This is a genomic window from Geodermatophilus saharensis (assembly GCF_900188205.1).
GTDB classification, from domain to species: Bacteria; Actinomycetota; Actinomycetes; order Mycobacteriales; family Geodermatophilaceae; genus Geodermatophilus; species Geodermatophilus saharensis.
In genome coordinates this window covers 585,553-604,085 of sequence record NZ_FZOH01000003.1, presented here as the reverse complement: position 1 = coordinate 604,085, position 18,533 = coordinate 585,553, and the positions used below count along the sequence as shown (strand labels likewise).

Sequence of the window (18,533 nt, the reverse complement as noted above, 5' to 3'; positions counted from 1 at the left end):
GCGCGGGCTGGGAACTCGTCACCCAGCGCGACCGCATTGTCTCCCAGTGTTCTCGCAGGGCTCGCCCAGCCCGACCGGAGACGCGCCGCCCACCGTGGGGCCCGACCGACTCCCTCCGAGCACGAGAGAAGCCCCCGATGAAGCTCCGCAGGACCCTCGCCGCCGTCCTCCTCGCCGCCGTCGTCCCCGTCGCCGCCGCCTGCGGCACCACCGTCGAGGCCGCCACCGCCGGCAGCACGGTGTCCAGCGACAGCAGCAGCACCGACAGCGGCACCTCCGGCAGCAGTACCACCGATGGCGGCCCGGGCGGCGGGGGGCCGGGCGGCATCGACGTCGCCTCCGTCACCACGGAGGCCCAGCTCGTGGAGCTGGTGCAGGAGGCCTACGGCGACGCGGGCCTGGGCCTGCACCGCGGGCACCAGCCCGTCGAGGACGTCCTGGACGAGGTGCTGGCCATCAGCCACGACGAGCTGCACGTGCGCATGGACGCCGGGCAGAACCTGGCCGCCGTCGCCGAGGACGTCGGCGTCGACCCGCAGGACCTCGTCGACGCGCTCGTCGCGGAGTACGGCCCGGCCATCGACACCCTGCTGGCCGACGGCACCATCACCGAGGACGAGGCCGAGCAGTACCGCGCGGCGCTGGAGGAGGCCTTCACCTTCCGGGTCACCTGGGACGGCGAGCAGGCCACGCCGACCTTCTCCGGGCTGGACGCCTGACGTCCGTCCCGGTGCCGACCCCCGCCGGCCGGTGGCTCAGACGAGGTCGCGGCGGGCCAGCCGGCGGCGCCGGCAGGCCGCCGGCGGCTCGCCCACCTCACGGGTGAAGGCGGCGTAGAAGCTGCTGGTCGACCCGAAGCCGGCCCGCCGGGCGACGGCGTCGACGTCCGCTCCGGTGACCAGCAGCAGCCGCTGGGCCTCGGCGAGCCGGCACCGCAGCAGGAACGCGCCGGGCGTGGTGCCGGTGACCGCCCGGAAGGCGGCGGTCGCCGTGGCCGGGTGCAGGTGGGCGGCCGCCGCGACCTCGGTGACGCCGACCGGCTCGCGGAACCGCGCCGCGACGAAGGCCGCCATCTCCGCCACCCGCCGGGCGTGCCGGTCCCCGGCGGTCTCCGGCGCGGGGTCGTCGTCGCCGGTGTCGTCGTCGACCGGGGCCGGGGCGGTGACCGACAGCCGCTCCAGCAGCGCCCGCGCCTCCAGCCGGGCCGCCCGGGCCCGCGCGGGCACGCCGCCGGCGAGGTCGGCCGCCCACCCGGCGAACCGCGCGGCGTCGGCGGAGCGGCCGGGCAGCACCCACCGCTCGCCGCGCAGCAGCGCCGCGGTCAGCCGGCCCTCGACGTCCCACTCCAGCGCGTCGGCCAGCGGCACGGTCAGCCACCGCACCGCCGCGCCGTCGGCGGCCGCGCTGACCCGGTGCGGCAGCGCGCCCCAGGCCACGACCAGCGTCCCGTCGTCCACCCGCACCCCCCGGCCCGCGTGCTCGTGCTCCACCCAGCCGCCCACGGCCAGCGCGAGCTCGACGTCGTCGTGCCGGTGCGCGCGGCGCATCACCGGCCGGGTGCTCAGCCGGCAGGCCAGCCCGTGCTCCTCGTGCACCGGGCCGGCGAGCAGCGGCTCGGGCGCGGACCCGGCGAGGATCCGGGAAGCACCGCCGTCCATGCCGGGAGTCTCCCGCGCCGGTGCGGCCGAGCATCGGGGGCATGACCCCGCTGTCCCTGACGCCCGACCAGGTCGCCCGCTTCGACGCCGACGGCTACCTCGTGCTGCGCGACCGGATCCCCGCCGACCTGCTCGCCCGGCTGCGCGCCGCCGCCGACCGGTGGACGGCGATGCCGCCCACCGGCGACCACCTGTTCTCGAACGGCGTGCTGTGGCGGGTGGACTACCTGCACGACAAGGGCGAGGACGCCTCGCTGGAGCTGCTCGGCAGCCCGGAGGTGCTCGGCATCGCCGAGTCGCTGGCCGGGCCGGACCTGGTGCCCACCTACGAGTCGCTGGTGGTCAAGGCGGCGGGCGCCGGCGCGCCGGTGCCCTGGCACCAGGACGCCGTCCACGCCCGGCGCCACCGGCTGTTCAACGTCGACGTCTACCTCGACGCCGCGCTGCCCGGGCAGGGCGCGCTGCGGGTGGTGCCCGGCTCCCAGCGGGCCCGCACCGACGCCTGCGGCCTGCGGGACGAGCACGGCTGGGACGTCCCCGGCGCGGTGGAGGTGCCGATGTTCCCGGGGGACGTGCTCGTCCACGACGACATGGTGGTGCACGGCTCGCCGCCCACCGCCGGCTCGCCGCTCCGGCGCACCGTCTACCTGGAGTTCCGGCCCGCCGCCTCGGTGGTGGAGGACGGCCCCTGGGACGACGCGTGGCTCGCCGCGCGGATGCGGCTGCTGCCGGCCGCGCTCGCCGCGCACGCCGCCGCCCGGCCCACCGCGCCGCGGCACCACTGGCGGCCCTCGCCGCACCTGGTGCCCGGCGACGACGGCGTCGACCTGCGGGTGGCCCACGGCGTGCACACGCCGGGGGAGTGGTGCAGCGCCGGGTGACGCCGACGGCTCGCGCCCGGTGTCGACCTGGTGTCGTCTCCGGGCGCGGGAGGCAGCACCGGGTCGACACCGCGCGGTGCCGATGGCGACGGGCGGGACGGCCGCCCAGGGAACGGGCCAGGGGCACTCCCTGGCGCGACGGGCGCCGGCGGGGCGGCACGGTGGTGCGGCAACCGCGGCGGACGAGGCTGCGCCCGACACCCCGGGAGGACCCCGATGGCCAGTGCCACGACGCCGGGGGAGCCGGTCGCCCCGCAGGACGACGGCGGACGCCGGCGCGGGCTGTGGGCCCGGCTGCGCGGGCGCGAGGACGGCACCCCGCACCGCCCGGCGCCCTGGCGCGTCGAGGGCATGCCCGAGGACCGCGGCCGCACCGACGGGCAGCGGCCGCGGCTGGGCTGGTTCTGGTGGCTGGTGCTCGCCGCGCTCGTCGCGAACTGGGTCATCGCCGCGGTGGCGATGGGACCGGCGCCGCGGGCCGAGGTCCCCTACACGTTCTTCACCGCCCAGGTCAGCGCCGGGAACGTCGCCTCGGTGACCTCGACGGACGAGACCATCGACGGCCGCTTCACGACCGCCGTCGACCCGCCCGGGCCGGAGGACTCGGCGGAGCGCTTCACCACGCAGCGGCCCTCCTTCGCCACCGACGACCTGCTGTCGGCGCTGGAGGCGCAGAGCGTCACCGTCGACGCGCGTCCCCCCGACGCCGGGCCGCCGCTGTGGGTGCAGGTGGTCGTCGGCTTCGGTCCGACCCTGCTGCTGGTCGGGCTGCTGCTGTGGTTCCTGCGGCGCCGGGCGGCCTCCGGGGCGGGCGGCGCGCTCGGCGGCTTCGGCCGGTCCCGGGCGACCCTCTACCGGCCCGACAGCGGCCGGCGGACGACGTTCGCCGACGTCGCCGGCATCGACGAGGTCGAGCACGAGGTCAGCGAGATCGTCGACTTCCTGCGCGACCCCGGCCGCTACAGCCGCCTCGGGGCCCGCATCCCGCGGGGCGTGCTGCTGTCCGGCCCGCCCGGCACCGGCAAGACGCTGCTCGCCCGCGCGGTGGCCGGGGAGGCCGGGGTGCCGTTCTTCTCCATCTCGGCCTCGGAGTTCATCGAGGCGATCGTGGGCGTCGGCGCCAGCCGGGTGCGCGACCTGTTCACCCAGGCCAAGAAAGTGGCCCCGGCGATCGTGTTCATCGACGAGCTCGACGCCATCGGCCGGGCCCGCGGCGGCGCGGGCGTCACCGGCGGCGTCGACGAGCGGGAGCAGACGCTCAACCAGGTGCTCACCGAGATGGACGGCTTCCAGGGCAACGAGGGCGTCGTCGTGCTGGCCGCCACCAACCGCCCCGAGATCCTGGACCCCGCCCTGCTGCGGCCGGGCCGCTTCGACCGGCGGGTGACCGTCGGCGCCCCCGACCGCGCCGGGCGGCTGGCGATCCTGCGGGTGCACACCCGCGGGGTGCCGCTGGACCCCGACGTCGACCTCGCCGCGGTGGCCGCCGCGACGCCGGGCATGGTGGGCGCCGACCTCGCGAACCTGGTCAACGAGGCCGCACTGCTGGCCGCCAAGCACCGCCGCGACACGGTCACCGGCGCCGACCTCGGCGAGGCGCTGGAGAAGACCGTCCTCGGCACGGTGCGCGGCATCGTGCTGTCTCCGGAGGAGAAGCTCAGCACCGCCTACCACGAGTCCGGGCACGCGCTGCTCGGCATGCTCACCCCCGGGGCCGACCCGGTGCGCCGGGTGACGATCATCCCGCGGGGGCAGGCGCTCGGGGTGACCGTGCAGACGCCGGAGGGCGACCGGTACGGCTACTCGGCGCGGTACCTGCGCGGGCGGATCGTCGGCGCGCTGGGCGGGCGGGCCGCCGAGGAGGTCGTCTACGGCGACGTCACCACCGGCGCGGAGAACGACCTCGAGCAGGTCACCCGCATCGCCCGCCAGATGGTCGGCCGCTGGGGCATGTCCGCCGCGGTCGGCCCGGTCGCGGTGCTGCCGGCCTCCGGCGAGCAGCCCTTCGGCCTCGACGGCGTCGCCCCGGCGACCCGGGAACTCGTCGACGTCGAGGTCCGCCGGCTGGTCGAGGAGTGCTACGCCGAGGCGCTGGCCACGCTGAGCGGGAACCGCGAGCGCCTCGACCGGCTCGCGCACGTCCTCCTCGAGCGGGAGACGCTCGAGGCCGACGAGGCCTACGCCGCCGCGGGCCTCACCCCGGCCACCGCCCCGGCGACGGACCCGGCGGCCGCGGCCCGGGGCGAGGCGCCGCCCGCGCCCCGCGCACCGGGCCCGCCCCAGGACGTCGCCGCCGCACCGGCCCGCTGACGACCCGGGCCGGTGCGCGCGGTCAGTCCCGGGAGCGGCGGCGGAACGCCGACACCGCCAGCGGCGCGAACACCGCGGTGAGCAGCAGCGACCAGGCGATGGACACCGCGACGGCGTGCTGCAGCGGCCAGGCGGCGTCGGCCGGTGCCGGCAGCCCGTTGCCCCACAGGTCCCGGCAGGCCTGGGTCAGCGCCGAGACGGGGTTCCACTCGGCGATGGTGCGCAGCCACGCGGGCATGCTCTCCGTCGGGGCGAAGGTGTTGGCCACGAACGTCAGCGGGAACATGACGGTGAACATGAACCCCTGCACGGCCTCGACGGTGCGCATCAGCGAGCCGACCCAGATGCCCAGCCAGATCATCGCGAAGCCGAACAGCAGCAGCAGGGCGAACCCCAGGACGCCGTCGACGACGCCGTCGCGGATCCGCCAGCCGATGAGCAGCCCGGTCACCGCCATGACCGCGACGCCGATGCTGGAGTGGATCAGGCTGGACATGCTCCGCCCGACCAGCACCGCCGGCCGCGGCACCGGCAGCGACTTGAAGCGGTCGACGAACCCCTTCTGCAGGTCGTTGGTCAGCCCCATCGCCACGATGGCGGAGGAGAAGACCATCGTCTGCACCATGATCCCGGGCAGCAGGAACTCCCGGTAGTTCGAGCCGGCCACCGCGATCGCGCCGCCGAACACGTAGGCGAACAGCAGCACGAACATCACCGACTGCACGGTGACGTCGAGCAGCATCTCCGGCATCCGCCGGATGTGGATCAGGTTGCGCCAGACGATCGTGGCCGAGGCCCGCAGCAGCGACGGCGGGTCGATCTGCGGGCGGGTCGTGGCCCGGGGCGGGGACTGGGTGGCGGTCACGGCGCGGCTCCCTCGGGGGCGGTCCCGGTCGTGGTGGCGGCGGTGGGGCTGTCGGTGGACTCGGCGCGGTGGCCGGTCAGGTGCAGGAAGACGTCGTCGAGGCTGGGCCGGGCCAGCCCCAGGTCGTCGAGCTCGATCCCGCTGTGCTCGAAGACGGTGGCGATGCGGGTCATGTCGCCCAGCCCGCCGGCCTGCGCCGTCAGCCGCCGGCTGCCCGCCTCCACGTGCACCTCGGGGGAGTGGGCGCGCAGCAGCGCCGCGGCCGCCTCCAGGTCGGCGGCGGAGGTCAGGGTGACCACGACGCTGGCCTGCCCCGCCTGGTCCTTGAGCTGGGTCGGGGTGCCGGCGGCGATGACCCGGCCCCGGTCGACGACGACGATCTCGTCGGCGAGGTGGTCGGCCTCCTCCAGGTACTGGGTGGTCAGCACCAGCGTGGTGCCCTCCTGGACCAGCTCCCGGAGCACCTCCCACAGCCCCGACCGGCTCTGCGGGTCCAGGCCGGTGGTGGGCTCGTCGAGGAAGAGGATCGGCGGCGCGGCGAGCAGGCTGACGGCGAGGTCGAGCCGGCGGCGCATGCCCCCGGAGTAGGACTTCGCCGGCCGGTCGGCGGCCGCGGCGAGGTCGAAGCGCTCCAGCAGCTCCTCCGACGCCCGCCGCACGTAGCCGCGGGACAGCCCGTAGAGGCTGCCGATCAGCCGGAGGTTCTCCCGCCCGGTGAGGATCTCGTCGACCGTCGCCGCCTGGCCGGTCAGGCCGATGCTGCGCCGGACCGCCTGGGGCTCCTCGACGACGTCGAACCCCGCCACCCGGCCGGTGCCGCTGGTGGGCACGCTGAGGGTGGTCAGCATCCGCACCAGCGTGGTCTTGCCCGCGCCGTTGGGGCCGAGCAGGCCGAGGACGGTGCCGGTGGGGACGACGAAGCTGACGCCGTCGACGGCGCGGTGGTCGCCGAAGTGCTTGGCCAGGTCGACGGCCTCGACCGCCGGGGAGTCGTTCACGCCGTCAGGATGCGACCTGCAGTGCACGTGAGGTCAACGCATTTCCGGCACCGCCGGTCCGTGCAGGTCAGCGACTCGCGCTGCACCCCAGCCGGTTGCGTGCAATGGTCGTGCCCGGACGGCCGGCTCCCCCTGGCGTGACCCCCCGCGCTCCCTCCCCGGCCGGACTCCGGACCGAGGTGGTGCCCGCGTGGACGTGGTCGATCTCTCCCGTTTCCAGTTCGCCTCGACCAGCATCTTCCACTTCTTCTTCGTGTCGCTGACCGTCGGCCTGGCGTTCCTCATCGCGGTGATGGAGACGATCGCCTACCGCCGGTCGGACCGGCGCGAGGTGTACGGGAAGATGACCAACTTCTTCGGTCACCTGTTCCTCATCAACTTCGCCGTCGGCGTGGTGACCGGCATCGTGCAGGAGTTCCAGTTCGGGATGAACTGGAGCCGGTTCTCCTCCTTCGTCGGCAACATCTTCGGGGTGCCGCTGGCCCTCGAGGTGCTCATGGCGTTCTTCCTCGAGAGCACCTTCATCGGGCTGTGGTGGTTCGGCAAGGACCGGCTCAGGCCGTGGATGCGGCTGGGCAGCATCTGGCTGGTGGCGATCGGCACGCAGATCAGCGCGTTCTGGATCGTGCTGGCCAACGCCTGGATGCACCACCCGGTCGGCTACGAGGTGGTCGACGGGCAGGCCCGGCTCACCGACTTCACCGCCGTCGTCTTCAACTACAAGGCCTGGCTGTACTTCGCCCACGTGCAGGGCAGCGCCTGGGTCGTCGCCGGCTTCCTGGTCCTCGGCGTCAGCGCGTACCACCTGCTCAAGCGGCAGGACTCCGACGTGTTCTCCCGGTCGCTGCGCATCGGGCTGGTCTTCGCCGCCATCGGCACCGTCTTCTCCATCGTCAGCGGGCACACCGCCGCGCAGGTGTCCCGCGAGGACCAGCCGATGAAGTTCGCGGCCATGGAGGCGCAGTGGGAGACCTCGGACTCGCCGGCGCCGTGGTCGCTGGTGGCGGTCATCGACCAGGAGAACCGGGAGAACACCTTCAGCCTCGAGATCCCCTACGTCGGCTCGATCCTGGCCTACAACAGCCTCGAGGGCCGCTACGAGGGGCTCAACCCGCTCAACGAGGAGTACCAGGAGCGCTACGGCGAGGGTGACTACATCCCGCCGGTGGCCTGGGTCTACTGGTCGTTCCGGATCATGGTCGCCATCGGGTCGCTGCTGCTGGCCACCGCGTTCCTCGGGCTGTTCCTGTGGTGGCGGCGCAAGCGCGGGCTGGACACCACCCGCTGGTACCTGCGGGCGCTGGTGCTGTTCATCCCGCTGCCCTGGATCGCCAACTTCACCGGGTGGATCGTCACCGAGATGGGCCGCCAGCCGTTCATGGTCTACGGCGAGCTCACCGTGACCGAGGGGGTCAGCGCCAACACCGCCGGGGAGGTCCTCGCCGGCCTGATCGGCCTGTGGGCGGTCTACCTCGCGCTCATCGGCCTCGACGTCTACCTGCTCACCGTGACCGCCCGGGCCGGCATCCACCGCAAGCCCGAGGCCCAGCTGGTCGCCGCACCCGCGCCCGACTACGAGGGCGCCGGGTTCCAGGGGTACGAGAAGAGGGACTGACGGTGGACCTCGTCACGCTGTGGTTCTGGCTGATCGCGCTGACGTTCACCCTCTACTTCTTCCTGGAGGGCTTCGACTTCGGCGTGGACGTCCTGCGGCCGACGCTGGCGCGCACCGAGGCCGAGGAGCGCGCGCTCACCGGCACCATCGGCCCGTTCTGGGACGGCAACGAGGTCTGGGTGATCGCCGCCGCCGGGCTGATGTTCTCCACCTTCCCGGTCTGGTACGGCGCGGTGTTCAGCGGCATGTACCCGCTGTTCGTGCTCATCCTGCTGGCGCTGCTGCTGCGCGGGGTCTCCTTCGAGTACCGCAACCAGGTCGACAGCGAGCGGTGGCGCGCCTTGTGGGACTGGATGTCCTTCGGCGGCAGCGTCGTGCCGTCGTTCCTGTGGGGCGTGATCATGGCCAAGCTCATCGAGGGCCTGCCCGTCGACGCCGACGGCCGCGTCGAGGGCGGGTTCGCCGCGATGTTCACGCCCTTCTCCGTCGTCGGCGGCGTCACCACGCTGCTGCTGTTCGTGCTGCACGGCGCGAACTTCCTGCTGCTGCGGCTGCACACCGACACCGTGCTGTACCGGCGCGCCCGCAAGGCGGCGCTGCGCTGGGGGGCGCTGGCCACCGTGGCGATCGTGGCCTTCGTCGTCATGGGGTACGTGACCGAGGACCTGTTCGAGGACTTCGGCGTCGTGCCGTGGGCGTTCCCGATCGCCGCGTTCCTCACCCTGGCCAGCATCTGGCTGGCGCTGGTGCGCCGCCGCGACACCCTGGCGTTCACGATGAGCGGCCTGACCGTCCTGTTCGCCACCGTCACCGTGTTCATCGCGCTGTTCACCCGCGGCGAGGTGCTGCCCTCCACCCTGCGCGCGGAGTACGGGCTGACGCTGCAGGAGTCGGCCGCCCAGCACTACACGCTGGTGCTCATGACCTGGGTGGGCGCGATCTTCCTGCCGCTGATCATCGGCTACCAGATCTGGAACTACTACGTGTTCCGGGAACGGGTGCGTCCCGACGAGGGCGCCCTCAGCCACGGCTACTGATGGACCGCGGACCGACGGGCCGCCTGCTCGCGCTGCCCGCCTCACGCCGGCTGGTCGTCCTGTGCGGCCTGCTCGGGGTGCTGGTGTGGGCGCTGCTGGTGGTGCAGTGGGCCCTGGTCGCCGCCGTCGTCAGCGCGGTGGCCACCGGCGCGGCCACGCCGTCGGCGCTGTCGGGTGCCCTCGCCGGGGTGCTGGCCGCCTGGGCCGCCCGCGCCGCCCTGCTCGGCCTGCGCGACCGCGCCGCCGCCGGCACCTCCGCGCGGGTGCGCCGCGGGCTGCGGGAGGCCCTGCTCCGCAAGCTGGTGGCCCTCGGCCCCGGGCACGCGGCCGGGGAGCGCGCCGGTGAGCTGGTCACCACGGTCACCGAGGGCGTCGGGCGGCTCGACGGCGTCCTCGGCCGCTACCTGCCCGGCGCGGCGACGGCGGCCGTCGTCCCCCCGCTGGTCGCCCTCACCGTGCTGGTCCTCGACCCGGCCAGCGGCGGCCTGCTGCTGCTGACCGGGCCGCTGGTGCTGGTGTTCCTGTGGCTGACCGGCACGCTGGCCGCGCGGTCGGCCCGCGCCTCCTGGGAGACCCTCGCCCAGCTCGGCGCGGTACTGGTCGACACGCTGCGGGTGCTGCCCACGCTGGTCGCCTTCGGCCGGGCCCGCGGCAGCGCCCGCTGGCTGGCCGGGGTCAGCGAGGCCCACCGCCGCACCACGATGCGGGTGCTGCGCACCGCCTTCCTCTCCGGGTTCGTCCTCGAGCTCGGCGCCGTGCTGTGCACCGCGCTGGTCGCCGTCACCGTCGGCGTGCGGCTGTTCCAGGGCGGGCTGGAGCTCGAGCGCGCGCTGCTGGTGCTGTTGCTCACCCCGGAGTTCTTCGCGCCGCTGCGCGCCCTGGGCGCCGACCGGCACGCGAGCCTGGAGGGCCGCCCGGCCGCCGAGCGGGTGTTCGCCCTGCTCGACACCCCGGAGCCGGTCCACGGCGGCCGCCCGGTGCCCGCCGGCGTCCCGCACGTCGAGCTGCGCGGGGTCACCGTGCGGCACGGCGAGCGGGCCGCCCTCGACGGCGTCGACCTCGACCTGCCGCCGCTGTCGCGCACCGCGCTGGTGGGCCCCAGCGGCGCGGGCAAGACCACCGCCGTCCGGCTGCTGCTGGGCTTCACCGCCCCCGACGCCGGCGCCGTGCTCGTCGACGGCGTGCCGCTGGGCGACCTGGACCCCGGCGGCTGGCGGGCGCGGGTCGCCTACGTCCCCGAGCGGCCGTTCCTGGCACCGGGCACCGTCGCCGACAACGTGCGGCTGGGCCGCCCCGGCGCCACCGACGCCGAGGTCGAGCAGGCGCTGGCCCGCGCGGGGCTGCTCGACCTCGTCCGCCGGCTGCCGCAGGGCACCGCCACCCCGCTGGGCGAGGACGCCGCGCGGCTGTCCGGCGGCGAGCGGGTGCGGCTGGCGCTGGCCCGCGCGTTCGTCAAGGACGCCCCCGTGCTCGTGCTCGACGAGCCCACCGGCCAGCTCGACGCCGCCACCGAGGCCGAGGTGCTCGCCGCCCTCGACGAGCTCGCGCGCGGGCGCACCGTCCTCACCGTCACCCACCGGGCGGCGCCGCTGGCGCTGCACGAGCGGGTGGTGGCCCTGGCGGACGGGCGCGTCGACGGCGGGCGGGTGCCGGCGGTGCCGCGGTGAGGGAGACGCTGGCGCTGCTGCACGGGCCGCGCACCGCGCTGGCCGTCGTCCTCGGCGCGCTCACCGTGCTGTGCGGCGCGGCGCTGCTGGCCGTCTCCGGCGCGCTGATCACCGGCGCGGCGCAGCGCCCCTCGACCCTGCTGGTCCTCATGCCGCTGATCACCGGCGTCCGCCTCTTCGGCCTGTCCCGGGCCGCGCTGCGCTACACCGAGCGGCTGCTCACCCACGACGTCACGCTGCGGGCGGTCGCCCGGGTGCGCGCCCGGGTGCTGGAGCGGCTGGTGCCGCTCGCCCCGGCCGCGCTCACCGGCGCCCGCGGCGGGCAGCTGCTGTCGCGGGTCCGCACGGACGTCGACGAGCTGCAGGGCGTCGTCGTCCGGCTGGTGGCCCCCGCCGGGGTCGCGCTCCTGGCCGGCGGGACCGCGGTGGGGCTCACCGCCCTGGTCTCCCCGGCCACCGCCGCCGTCCTCGCCGGGCTGCTGGCCGTGCTGGGGGTCGCGGTCCCCGCGGCCGCCGCGCGGGCCGGGCGGCGCGCGGCGGTGGCCGCCGCCCGCGCCGACGCCGACGTCGCCGCCGACACCCTCGACCTGGTGCGCGGCCTGCCCGACCACCTCAGCGGCGACGGCGGCGCGACGGCGCTGCGCGCGCTGGGGGAGCACCTCGACCGGCAGGAGGAGGCGCAGCGGGCCGCGGCCCGGCTGAGCGCGGTCACCACGCTCTGCCGGGAGGGCGTGCCCGGCCTCGGGCTCGTGGCGGCGCTGTGGCTGGTCGGCACCGACGTCGCCGCGGGGAGGACCGGCCCGCTGCTGCTGGCCGGCTGCGCCCTCGGCGTGCTCGGCGCCTTCGAGGCGGTGGGCGGCATCGGTGCGGCCTGGAGCGCCGCCGGCGGCATCCGCGCCGCGGCCGGCCGGGTGCACGACCTCGCCGCCGCACGCCCGGCGGTGACCGACCCGGCCGAGCCGCTGCCGCTGCCGTCGGGCTCCGCGCTGCGGTTCGAGGCCGTCACGCTCACCCACCCCGGTGCGGTGCGCCCGGCGCTGCGCGGGCTCGACCTCGCCGTCCCCGACGGGGCCAAGGTGGCCCTCACCGGCGGCAGCGGAGCCGGCAAGAGCACCGTGCTCGCCCTCGCCCTGCGCGCCCGCGACCCCGACGCCGGCCGGGTCACCCTCGGCGGCACCGACCTGCGCCGGCTGCCGCTCGACGCCGTCCGGTCCCGCCTGGCCTGGAGCGCGCAGGCCCCGCAGGTGCTCGGCGCCACCCTGGCCGGCAACCTCCGCCTGGGCCGGCACGACGCGACCGACGACGAGCTGCGCGCCGTGCTGTCCGACGTCGGGCTCGACGGCGTGGCGGCGGACCTGGGCCTCGACGGCTGGGTGGGGGAGGGCGGCGAGCGCCTCTCGGCCGGCGAGCGGGCGCGGGTCGGGCTGGCCCGGGCGCTGCTCTCCCGCGCCGGCGTGCTGCTCCTCGACGAGCCCACCGCCCACCTCGACCCCGCGCTCACCGAGCGGGTCCTCGACCTGCTCGCCCGCGACCGGCGCACCGTGCTGCTGGTGACGCACGACCCCGCCGCCCTCGACGGCCGCTGGCGGGTCGCCCGCCTCGACGCCCCGGCCTGACCGCCACCCCCTGGTGCCGGCCGCGACCGCGGACCACCATGGCGTGATGGCGTTCGACGTCGACCGGCTGCTGCGCCTGTGGACCGACCCGCTGCCCGACGGGCCGGCCGCGGAGGACGCCTTCCGCGCCGTCTACACCGACCCGGTGACCGTCAACGGCGCCGGGCTGACCGCCGCCGACCTCGCCGCCCGGGCCCGGGCGGTGCAGGCGACCTTCGCCGACGCCGAGCGGGAGGTGGTCTCCGTCGTCGAGGACGGCGACCGGGTCGCGGTGGCCTTCCGGATGCGCGGGCGGCACGTGGGCACGCTGCACACCGCGGCCGGGCCGGTCGCGGCGACCGGCCGGCACCTGGAGCTGCGGGTCATCGACGTCCTCACCCTGCGCGCGGGCCGCATCGGCGAGGTGTTCATGGTCGCCGACGAGCTCGGCGCGCTCGCCGCCGTCGGCGCGGTCCACCTGGCCCCGGCCGGCTGACCGTTTCGCCGGCCCGGGGAGCGGGACCGGCGACACGCCGGACGCGACGGCCGAACTCGCCGTCGGGGGCTTCCCCCACTGTGACCTGCGCCTCTAGGTTCCGCCTGCCTCACCGCGCCGCGGCGCTGACCGCGGCCGGCTTCAACGACGAAGGAGGAACCTCCCGGATGACCCGCTCCCGCATGGTGGTCGGCGGACTGGCCACCGTGACCGCGCTCGGCGTGACCACGGTGCTCGGCATGTCGTCGGCAGCCGCCGTCCCCAACAACAACACCGCCGCCAAGCTGACCAAGGCCGTGACCGCCGAGGGCGTGCTCGACCACCTCGAGGCCCTGCAGGCGATCGCGGACGACAACGGCGGCGACCGCGCCGCGGGCCGGCCGGGCTACGACGACAGCGTCGCCTACGTCGTCGAGCAGCTGCGGGCGGCCGGGTACACCCCCGAGGTCCAGCCCTTCGCGTTCACCTACGCCGAGGAGAACTCGCAGCTGGTCCGGACCTCGGCCCCGGCGCGCACCTTCGTCGAGGGCACCGACTTCCTGCGCAACACCTTCGACACCGGCAGCCCCGAGGGGACGGCCACCGGCACCCTGGTCCCCGTCGAGCCCGGCGGGACGACCGCCGGCTGCGAGGCCACCGACTTCACCGGCTTCGCCGCCGGCTCGATCGCGCTCATCCAGCGCGGCGGGTGCCCCTTCGCCACCAAGGCGCTCAACGCCCAGGCCGCCGGCGCCGCCGGCGTGGTCATCTGGAACAACACCACCGGCCTGATCAACATGATCGGTCCCGCCGCCGGGCTGACCATCCCCGCCGTCTTCGCCACCATCGAGGCCGGCAGCGACCTCGCGGCCACCCCGGGCGCCACCGTCACCGTCACCGTCGACTACGCGGCCGAGGAGCGCACCACCTACAACGTCATCGCCCAGACCAGCAGCGGCCGCACCGACAACGTCGTGATGGCCGGCGCGCACCTGGACTCGGTGCAGGAGGGCGCGGGCATCAACGACAACGGCTCGGGCAGCGCCGCGCTGCTGGAGACCGCGATCCAGATGCAGAAGGTCAAGCCCAACAACGCCGTCCGGTTCGCCTGGTGGGGCGCCGAGGAGGAGGGCCTGCTCGGGTCGGAGTACTACGTCGGGCAGCTCACCGACGACGAGATCGCCGACATCGGGCTGTACCTGAACTTCGACATGATCGCCTCGCCGAACTACACGACCGGCATCTACGACGGCGACAACTCCGGCGGCACCGCGCCCGAGGGCTTCATCCCCGCGGGCTCGGCGCAGATCGAGGACGTGTTCGAGGGCTTCTACGCCTCCCGCGGCCTGCCCTACGTCGACTCGGAGTTCTCCGGCCGGTCGGACTACGGGCCGTTCATCGCCGAGGGCATCCCCTCCGGCGGGCTGTTCACCGGCGCGGAGGTCCCCAAGACCGCCGCGGAGGCCGCGGTCTTCGGCGGCGTGGCCGGCGCCTCGCTGGACCCGTGCTACCACGCCGAGTGCGACAACCTGACCGGTGAGGGACAGGACGAGGCGCTCTACGCGGCCCTGGCCGAGGACTACACGCTGGTCGGCAACGTCAACGTCGAGGCCCTCGACCAGAACTCCGACGCGCTGGCGACGGCGGTCATCACCTTCGCCTACGACACCTCCGCGGTGAACGCCGTGCCGCGGTCGCCGGGCCGCTCGCACGGCGCCGGCAACAGCGAGAACGCCGGCCAGCACGGCCACGGGACCGACGCCGCCGCCTGACGGCGTCTCCCGCCGGCCCCGGCCGGCACGCACGGCGCAGGCCCCCGGCGCGACCCGCAGCGGTCCCGCCGGGGGCCTCGTCGTGCGGCGGGGCGCCCCGGCCGGACCCCGGGCTCAGCGGGTGCGCAGGCAGGCCCAGACGTGCTTGCGGCGGCCCGCGACGGTCCACCCGCGCTCGCCGGTGAGCCGGGCGACCACGTGCAGCCCCATCCCCCCGAGTGCGGGGTCGCGGTCGATCGCGGGCTGCGGGCCGTGGTCGGGGTCGTCGTCGCTCACGTCGAGCAGCAGGCCGCCCGGGGTGGGCGCGGCGCGGACGCACACCGAGCCGGCGCCGTGCCGCAGCCCGTTGGACGCCAGCTCGTCGACGGCGAGCAGCACGGTCTCCAGGACGCCGTCCTCGTCGGCGCCGTCGAGGACGCGCGGCAGCCAGGACCGCAGCCCGGCGCGCACCGCCCGCAGCTGCGCCGCACGGGTGATCTCGTACTCGTAGGGAGGTCCCGTGGTCTCGGGAGGGGGCCGTCGCGGCCAGGGGTCCGGCTGCATGTGCTCGTTCCGGTCGGGGCTGTTCTGCTTCCAGTTCCCCGATGCGGCCCCCGCGAACCGGCGACCAGCCCGCCGCGGTGGGACGGCCGGCGCAGCCGGGTGATCAGCGCAGCCGGATGATCAGCGCAGCCGGGTGATGAGCACAGCCGGGTGATCAGCGCAGCCGGGTGACCAGCCGCACCGACGTGGCCTCGGCCGTGCGGGCGACGTGCACGTGGTCGCACAGCTGCCGGGCCAGCCACAGCCCCATGCCCCCGCGGGAGAGGTCCTCGCCGTGGGCGGGGCCGTACCCGGCGAAGGGGTCCGCCGGCCCGGGACCGCGGTCGGTGATGCGGCAGACCACCCGCCCGGCGTCGGTCCACAGCTCGAGGTCGACCGGCGGCCGGCCGTGCCGGACCGCGTTGGAGGTCATCTCGTCGACGGCGAGCAGGAGGTCCTCGACCACGTCGCGCGGGCCCGGCAGGGTGGCCAGCTCCGCGGCGACGGCGTGGCGCAGCCCGATGAAGTCGGTGACGTCGCGGGCGGTCAGCCGCGGCGTGCCCTGCTCGAGCGGCTCGGGCGGTGCGGGCAGGTCGCGCAGGAAGACCGCGGGGTCGACGTAGCCGCCGTTCCGCACGCGGCCGCGGGGGGTCACCAGGTGCGGGTGGGTGCGGCGGGCCGACTCGAGCACCGGCTCGGGCAACCGCCGGGTGTCGAAGACGCACAGGCCCCACAGCGGCCGGTCGGCCAGCGCGACGTTGACCACCGCCTCGTAGCGCTGCCACTCGTAGCGCTCCTGCGCGGTGGTGCCGAAGTCGGTCTCGCCGACGACCCGCACCCGGGAGACGCCCTCGGCCACCTGCCGGTCGGCCAGGCGGCGGAAGCCGGTGATGGTGGCGGGGGTGCGCGTCCGGTAGGCCTCGGCCCGGTCGAGGACCAGCAGCCGCGGGTCGTCGTCGAGGGCGTCCCGGACGACGCCGGCGACGCGGGCGCCGGTGGCCAGGACCGCGGCCTCACCGGCGGCCAGCCCCTCGCGCAGGAAGGGCGCGACGACGTCGACGAGCTGGCCCGGGTCGTCGTAGAGCAACGCGTCGTGCACGTAGCCGACGGCCGATCCCGGTCCTCCGCCCGTGCGCGCAGCAGACACCTGGAGACTCCCGAACGGTCGACCTCTGGAGAGCTGCGCCCGGCCGTCGCCGACGCGGTCCCCGCCCTCTCGGGTGTCCGGCACGAGCGCGATCCAGAACGGTACCCGTTCGTCCGGAGCAGGCGGCGGACCGGCGCCCGGTCGCCGGGTCGGCCGGGGCCGGACCGGCCCCGGGAGGCCTGACAGCCGGCCTCCCCGCCGGTAGCGTCGCCGTGGTGACGGTTCCTCGGGGACTGCCCTCCCTGACCGGCCTCGGGCCGGGTGACCACGTCTGCTGGAGCTTCTCCGACGACGCCGACCTCGCCCGGGCGGTCGTGGCCCACCTCGAGGAGGGACGTCGCCGCGACGAGCAGCTCCTGGTGGTCGGCGCGTCCCGGCAAGCCGCCCTGGCCGCGGTGGCCGGCCTGCCCGACCGCGACGCGCTGATCGCCGGGGGGCGGCTCGACGTGCAGGCCACCGGGGACACCTACGCGGCCGGGGGCGGGCTGGTGCCCGCCGAGCAGGTGGAGCGCTACCGCAGCGCGGTGCAGGCGGCGCTGGACCGCGGGCGCACCGGACTCCGGGTGGCCGCCGACGTCACCGGGCTGCTGCGGGCCGGGCCTGCCGGGCGCCGGGTGCTGCACGCCTACGAGCGCCTGGCCGACGGGCTGGTGGCGACCGTCCCGATGACCGCCCTGTGCCTCTACGACGCCGCCCTGGGTCCCGAGCTGCTCGGGCCGGTCGCCCTCCTCCACCCGGTGCAGCACCTGGGCGACCGGGAGCCGCTGGCCCACCTGTCCGGCCGGGGACCGCGGCTGGCGCTGTCCGGGGAGGTGGACCTCACCGAGGCCGCCGCCGTGCGGACCGCGCTGGTCGACGTCGCCGGCGACGTCCCCGGCGTGCTGGAACTCGACCTGTCCGATCTCGACTTCCTCGACGTCGCCGGCGCGCGGGCCCTGGCCCTCGCCGGACGGGACCTCGCCGGCCGGGGCGTCGCCCTGAAGGTGACCGGGGCGCGGCGCCAGCTGCGCCGGTCCCTGGAGCTGTTCGACCTGGCGGTGGCCGAGCGGTGACGCTGATGCGTCCCACCGGGAGCTGGGACGGCACCCGCCTGGCGCACGAGGGGTTCGTCTTCGCCGACGACGCCAGGCTCGTCGAGCGGGTGGTGCCCTTCGTCCTGGAGGGCTTCCGCCGCGACGAGCCGGTGCTCGTCGTGGCCGGCAACCGCGTCCGCTCGCTGCTCGCCGCGCACCTGGGCGCCGACCTCGGCCGCCTGGCGGCCTTCGACGCCGCCGAGACCTTCTGGCGCGGTGGCCACGGCACGCTGCACGCCTACGCCCGCGACCTGCGCGACCTGCGCAGGCGCGCGCCGAGCTGGCGGCTGGCCGCCGAGCCGGTCTGGCTCGCCCGGGAGAAGGGGCGGGAGTGGAGCCGGTTCGAGGCGGTCGCCAACAGCTGCCTCGACGACGTGCCGTACTACAGCCTGTGCCTGCACGACGCCCGGCAGGTGCCCGCCGACGTCCTGGCCGACGTGGCCCGCTCCCACCCGCTCACCTGGGACGGGACCGCGCCCGTCCCCCAGCCGGCGTACGAGGACCCGGCCGCCGTCGTGCGCGCGCTGCAGCCGCCGTGGACCGACCGTCCCGGCGCGGCCGCCGTCACCCCGGTGACGACGCCGGTGGCGGCCCGCCGCCGGCTGGCCGCGGCGGTGCCGGCCGGCCACCGGGCCCGGCGCGACGACGTCGTGGCGGCCGGCCACGAGCTGGTGGTCAACGCGCTGCGGGTGGCGCCGTGGGCGGGGCTGGCGACCTGGACCGACGGCGACGTGCTCGTCGTCGAGGTGTCCGACGACGGGCCGGGCCTGGCCGACCAGACGCAGGGCTACGTGCCGCCCGACCCCGAGAAGGGGCCGCGGGGGATGTGGCTGGCGTGGAGCCTGGCCGACGACGCCGCGGTCCGCACCGGCCCGGCCGGCACCGCCGTGCGGCTGTTCTTCGGCGCGTGACCCCGGG

The 18,533-nt window shown here is 76.0% G+C and carries 16 protein-coding genes; 11 read left to right on the top strand and 5 right to left on the bottom strand.

Going from position 1 to position 18,533, the window contains the following annotated elements:
• Positions 1-137 precede the first annotated feature (137 nt).
• Complete coding sequence (locus CHC04_RS10785; protein ID WP_089403876.1) at positions 138-719, top strand: hypothetical protein; 582 nt, start codon at positions 138-140, stop codon at positions 717-719.
• A 36-nt stretch (positions 720-755) separates the two neighbouring features.
• Here the strand turns inward: CHC04_RS10785 and CHC04_RS10780 are convergent, their stop codons facing one another.
• Complete coding sequence (locus tag CHC04_RS10780; protein ID WP_089403875.1) at positions 756-1,658, bottom strand: AraC family transcriptional regulator; 903 nt, start codon at positions 1,656-1,658, stop codon at positions 756-758.
• A 41-nt stretch (positions 1,659-1,699) separates the two neighbouring features.
• Here CHC04_RS10780 and CHC04_RS10775 point away from each other — a divergent pair, with 41 nt between their 5' ends.
• Both CHC04_RS10775 and ftsH read left to right on the top strand, forming a co-directional pair.
• Positions 1,700-2,539: a phytanoyl-CoA dioxygenase family protein gene (locus CHC04_RS10775; RefSeq protein ID WP_089403874.1), complete on the top strand. Its 840-nt coding sequence runs from the start codon at positions 1,700-1,702 to the stop codon at positions 2,537-2,539.
• 216 nt (positions 2,540-2,755) lie between these two features.
• Complete coding sequence (gene ftsH / locus CHC04_RS10770; RefSeq protein ID WP_089403873.1) at positions 2,756-4,849, top strand: ATP-dependent zinc metalloprotease FtsH; 2,094 nt, start codon at positions 2,756-2,758, stop codon at positions 4,847-4,849.
• A gap of 22 nt (positions 4,850-4,871) precedes the next feature.
• Here the strand turns inward: ftsH and CHC04_RS10765 are convergent, their stop codons facing one another.
• Complete coding sequence (locus CHC04_RS10765; protein ID WP_089403872.1) at positions 4,872-5,714, bottom strand: ABC transporter permease; 843 nt, start codon at positions 5,712-5,714, stop codon at positions 4,872-4,874.
• Positions 5,711-6,712 (bottom strand): ATP-binding cassette domain-containing protein, encoded by a 1,002-nt coding sequence (locus CHC04_RS10760; RefSeq protein WP_089403871.1) that lies wholly within the window; start codon positions 6,710-6,712, stop codon positions 5,711-5,713. The genes CHC04_RS10765 and CHC04_RS10760 overlap by 4 nt, the downstream gene beginning before the upstream one ends.
• Before the next feature lie 190 nt (positions 6,713-6,902).
• Here CHC04_RS10760 and CHC04_RS10755 point away from each other — a divergent pair, with 190 nt between their 5' ends.
• The 6 genes from CHC04_RS10755 to CHC04_RS10730 all read left to right on the top strand — a co-directional run bounded on the left by CHC04_RS10755 (position 6,903) and on the right by CHC04_RS10730 (position 14,873).
• A complete protein-coding gene (locus tag CHC04_RS10755) occupies positions 6,903-8,327 on the top strand; it encodes a cytochrome ubiquinol oxidase subunit I (protein WP_089403870.1) in 1,425 nt (474 codons plus the stop codon).
• A 2-nt stretch (positions 8,328-8,329) separates the two neighbouring features.
• Positions 8,330-9,364, top strand: a complete 1,035-nt coding sequence (gene cydB, locus CHC04_RS10750) for a cytochrome d ubiquinol oxidase subunit II (protein WP_089403869.1) — start codon at positions 8,330-8,332, stop codon at positions 9,362-9,364.
• Positions 9,364-11,031, top strand: coding sequence for a thiol reductant ABC exporter subunit CydD (gene cydD / locus CHC04_RS10745; RefSeq protein ID WP_089403868.1), 1,668 nt, complete (start codon positions 9,364-9,366; stop codon positions 11,029-11,031). The genes cydB and cydD overlap by 1 nt, the downstream gene beginning before the upstream one ends.
• Positions 11,028-12,647, top strand: a complete 1,620-nt coding sequence (cydC, locus tag CHC04_RS10740; RefSeq protein WP_089403867.1) for a thiol reductant ABC exporter subunit CydC — start codon at positions 11,028-11,030, stop codon at positions 12,645-12,647. The genes cydD and cydC overlap by 4 nt, the downstream gene beginning before the upstream one ends.
• 46 nt (positions 12,648-12,693) lie before the next feature.
• Positions 12,694-13,122, top strand: a complete 429-nt coding sequence (locus tag CHC04_RS10735) for an ester cyclase (RefSeq protein ID WP_089404057.1) — start codon at positions 12,694-12,696, stop codon at positions 13,120-13,122.
• Positions 13,123-13,289: 167 nt separating this feature from the next.
• A complete protein-coding gene (locus CHC04_RS10730) occupies positions 13,290-14,873 on the top strand; it encodes a M28 family peptidase (RefSeq protein WP_089403866.1) in 1,584 nt (527 codons plus the stop codon).
• A gap of 114 nt (positions 14,874-14,987) precedes the next feature.
• Here CHC04_RS10730 and CHC04_RS10725 read toward each other — a convergent pair whose 3' ends face one another.
• Complete coding sequence (locus CHC04_RS10725) at positions 14,988-15,416, bottom strand: ATP-binding protein (protein ID WP_089403865.1); 429 nt, start codon at positions 15,414-15,416, stop codon at positions 14,988-14,990.
• Positions 15,417-15,570: 154 nt separating this feature from the next.
• A complete protein-coding gene (locus CHC04_RS10720; protein WP_089403864.1) occupies positions 15,571-16,542 on the bottom strand; it encodes a sensor histidine kinase in 972 nt (323 codons plus the stop codon).
• A gap of 215 nt (positions 16,543-16,757) precedes the next feature.
• On the opposite strand from CHC04_RS10720, the gene CHC04_RS10715 reads away from it, so the two are divergent.
• Positions 16,758-17,594 carry an MEDS domain-containing protein gene (locus CHC04_RS10715; RefSeq protein ID WP_089403863.1) on the top strand — a complete coding sequence of 279 codons (837 nt, stop codon included), beginning with the start codon at positions 16,758-16,760 and terminating at the stop codon, positions 17,592-17,594.
• Positions 17,595-17,599: 5 nt separating this feature from the next.
• Positions 17,600-18,526 carry an anti-sigma factor RsbA family regulatory protein gene (locus tag CHC04_RS10710; protein ID WP_245817109.1) on the top strand — a complete coding sequence of 309 codons (927 nt, stop codon included), beginning with the start codon at positions 17,600-17,602 and terminating at the stop codon, positions 18,524-18,526.
• Positions 18,527-18,533: the final 7 nt, after the last annotated feature.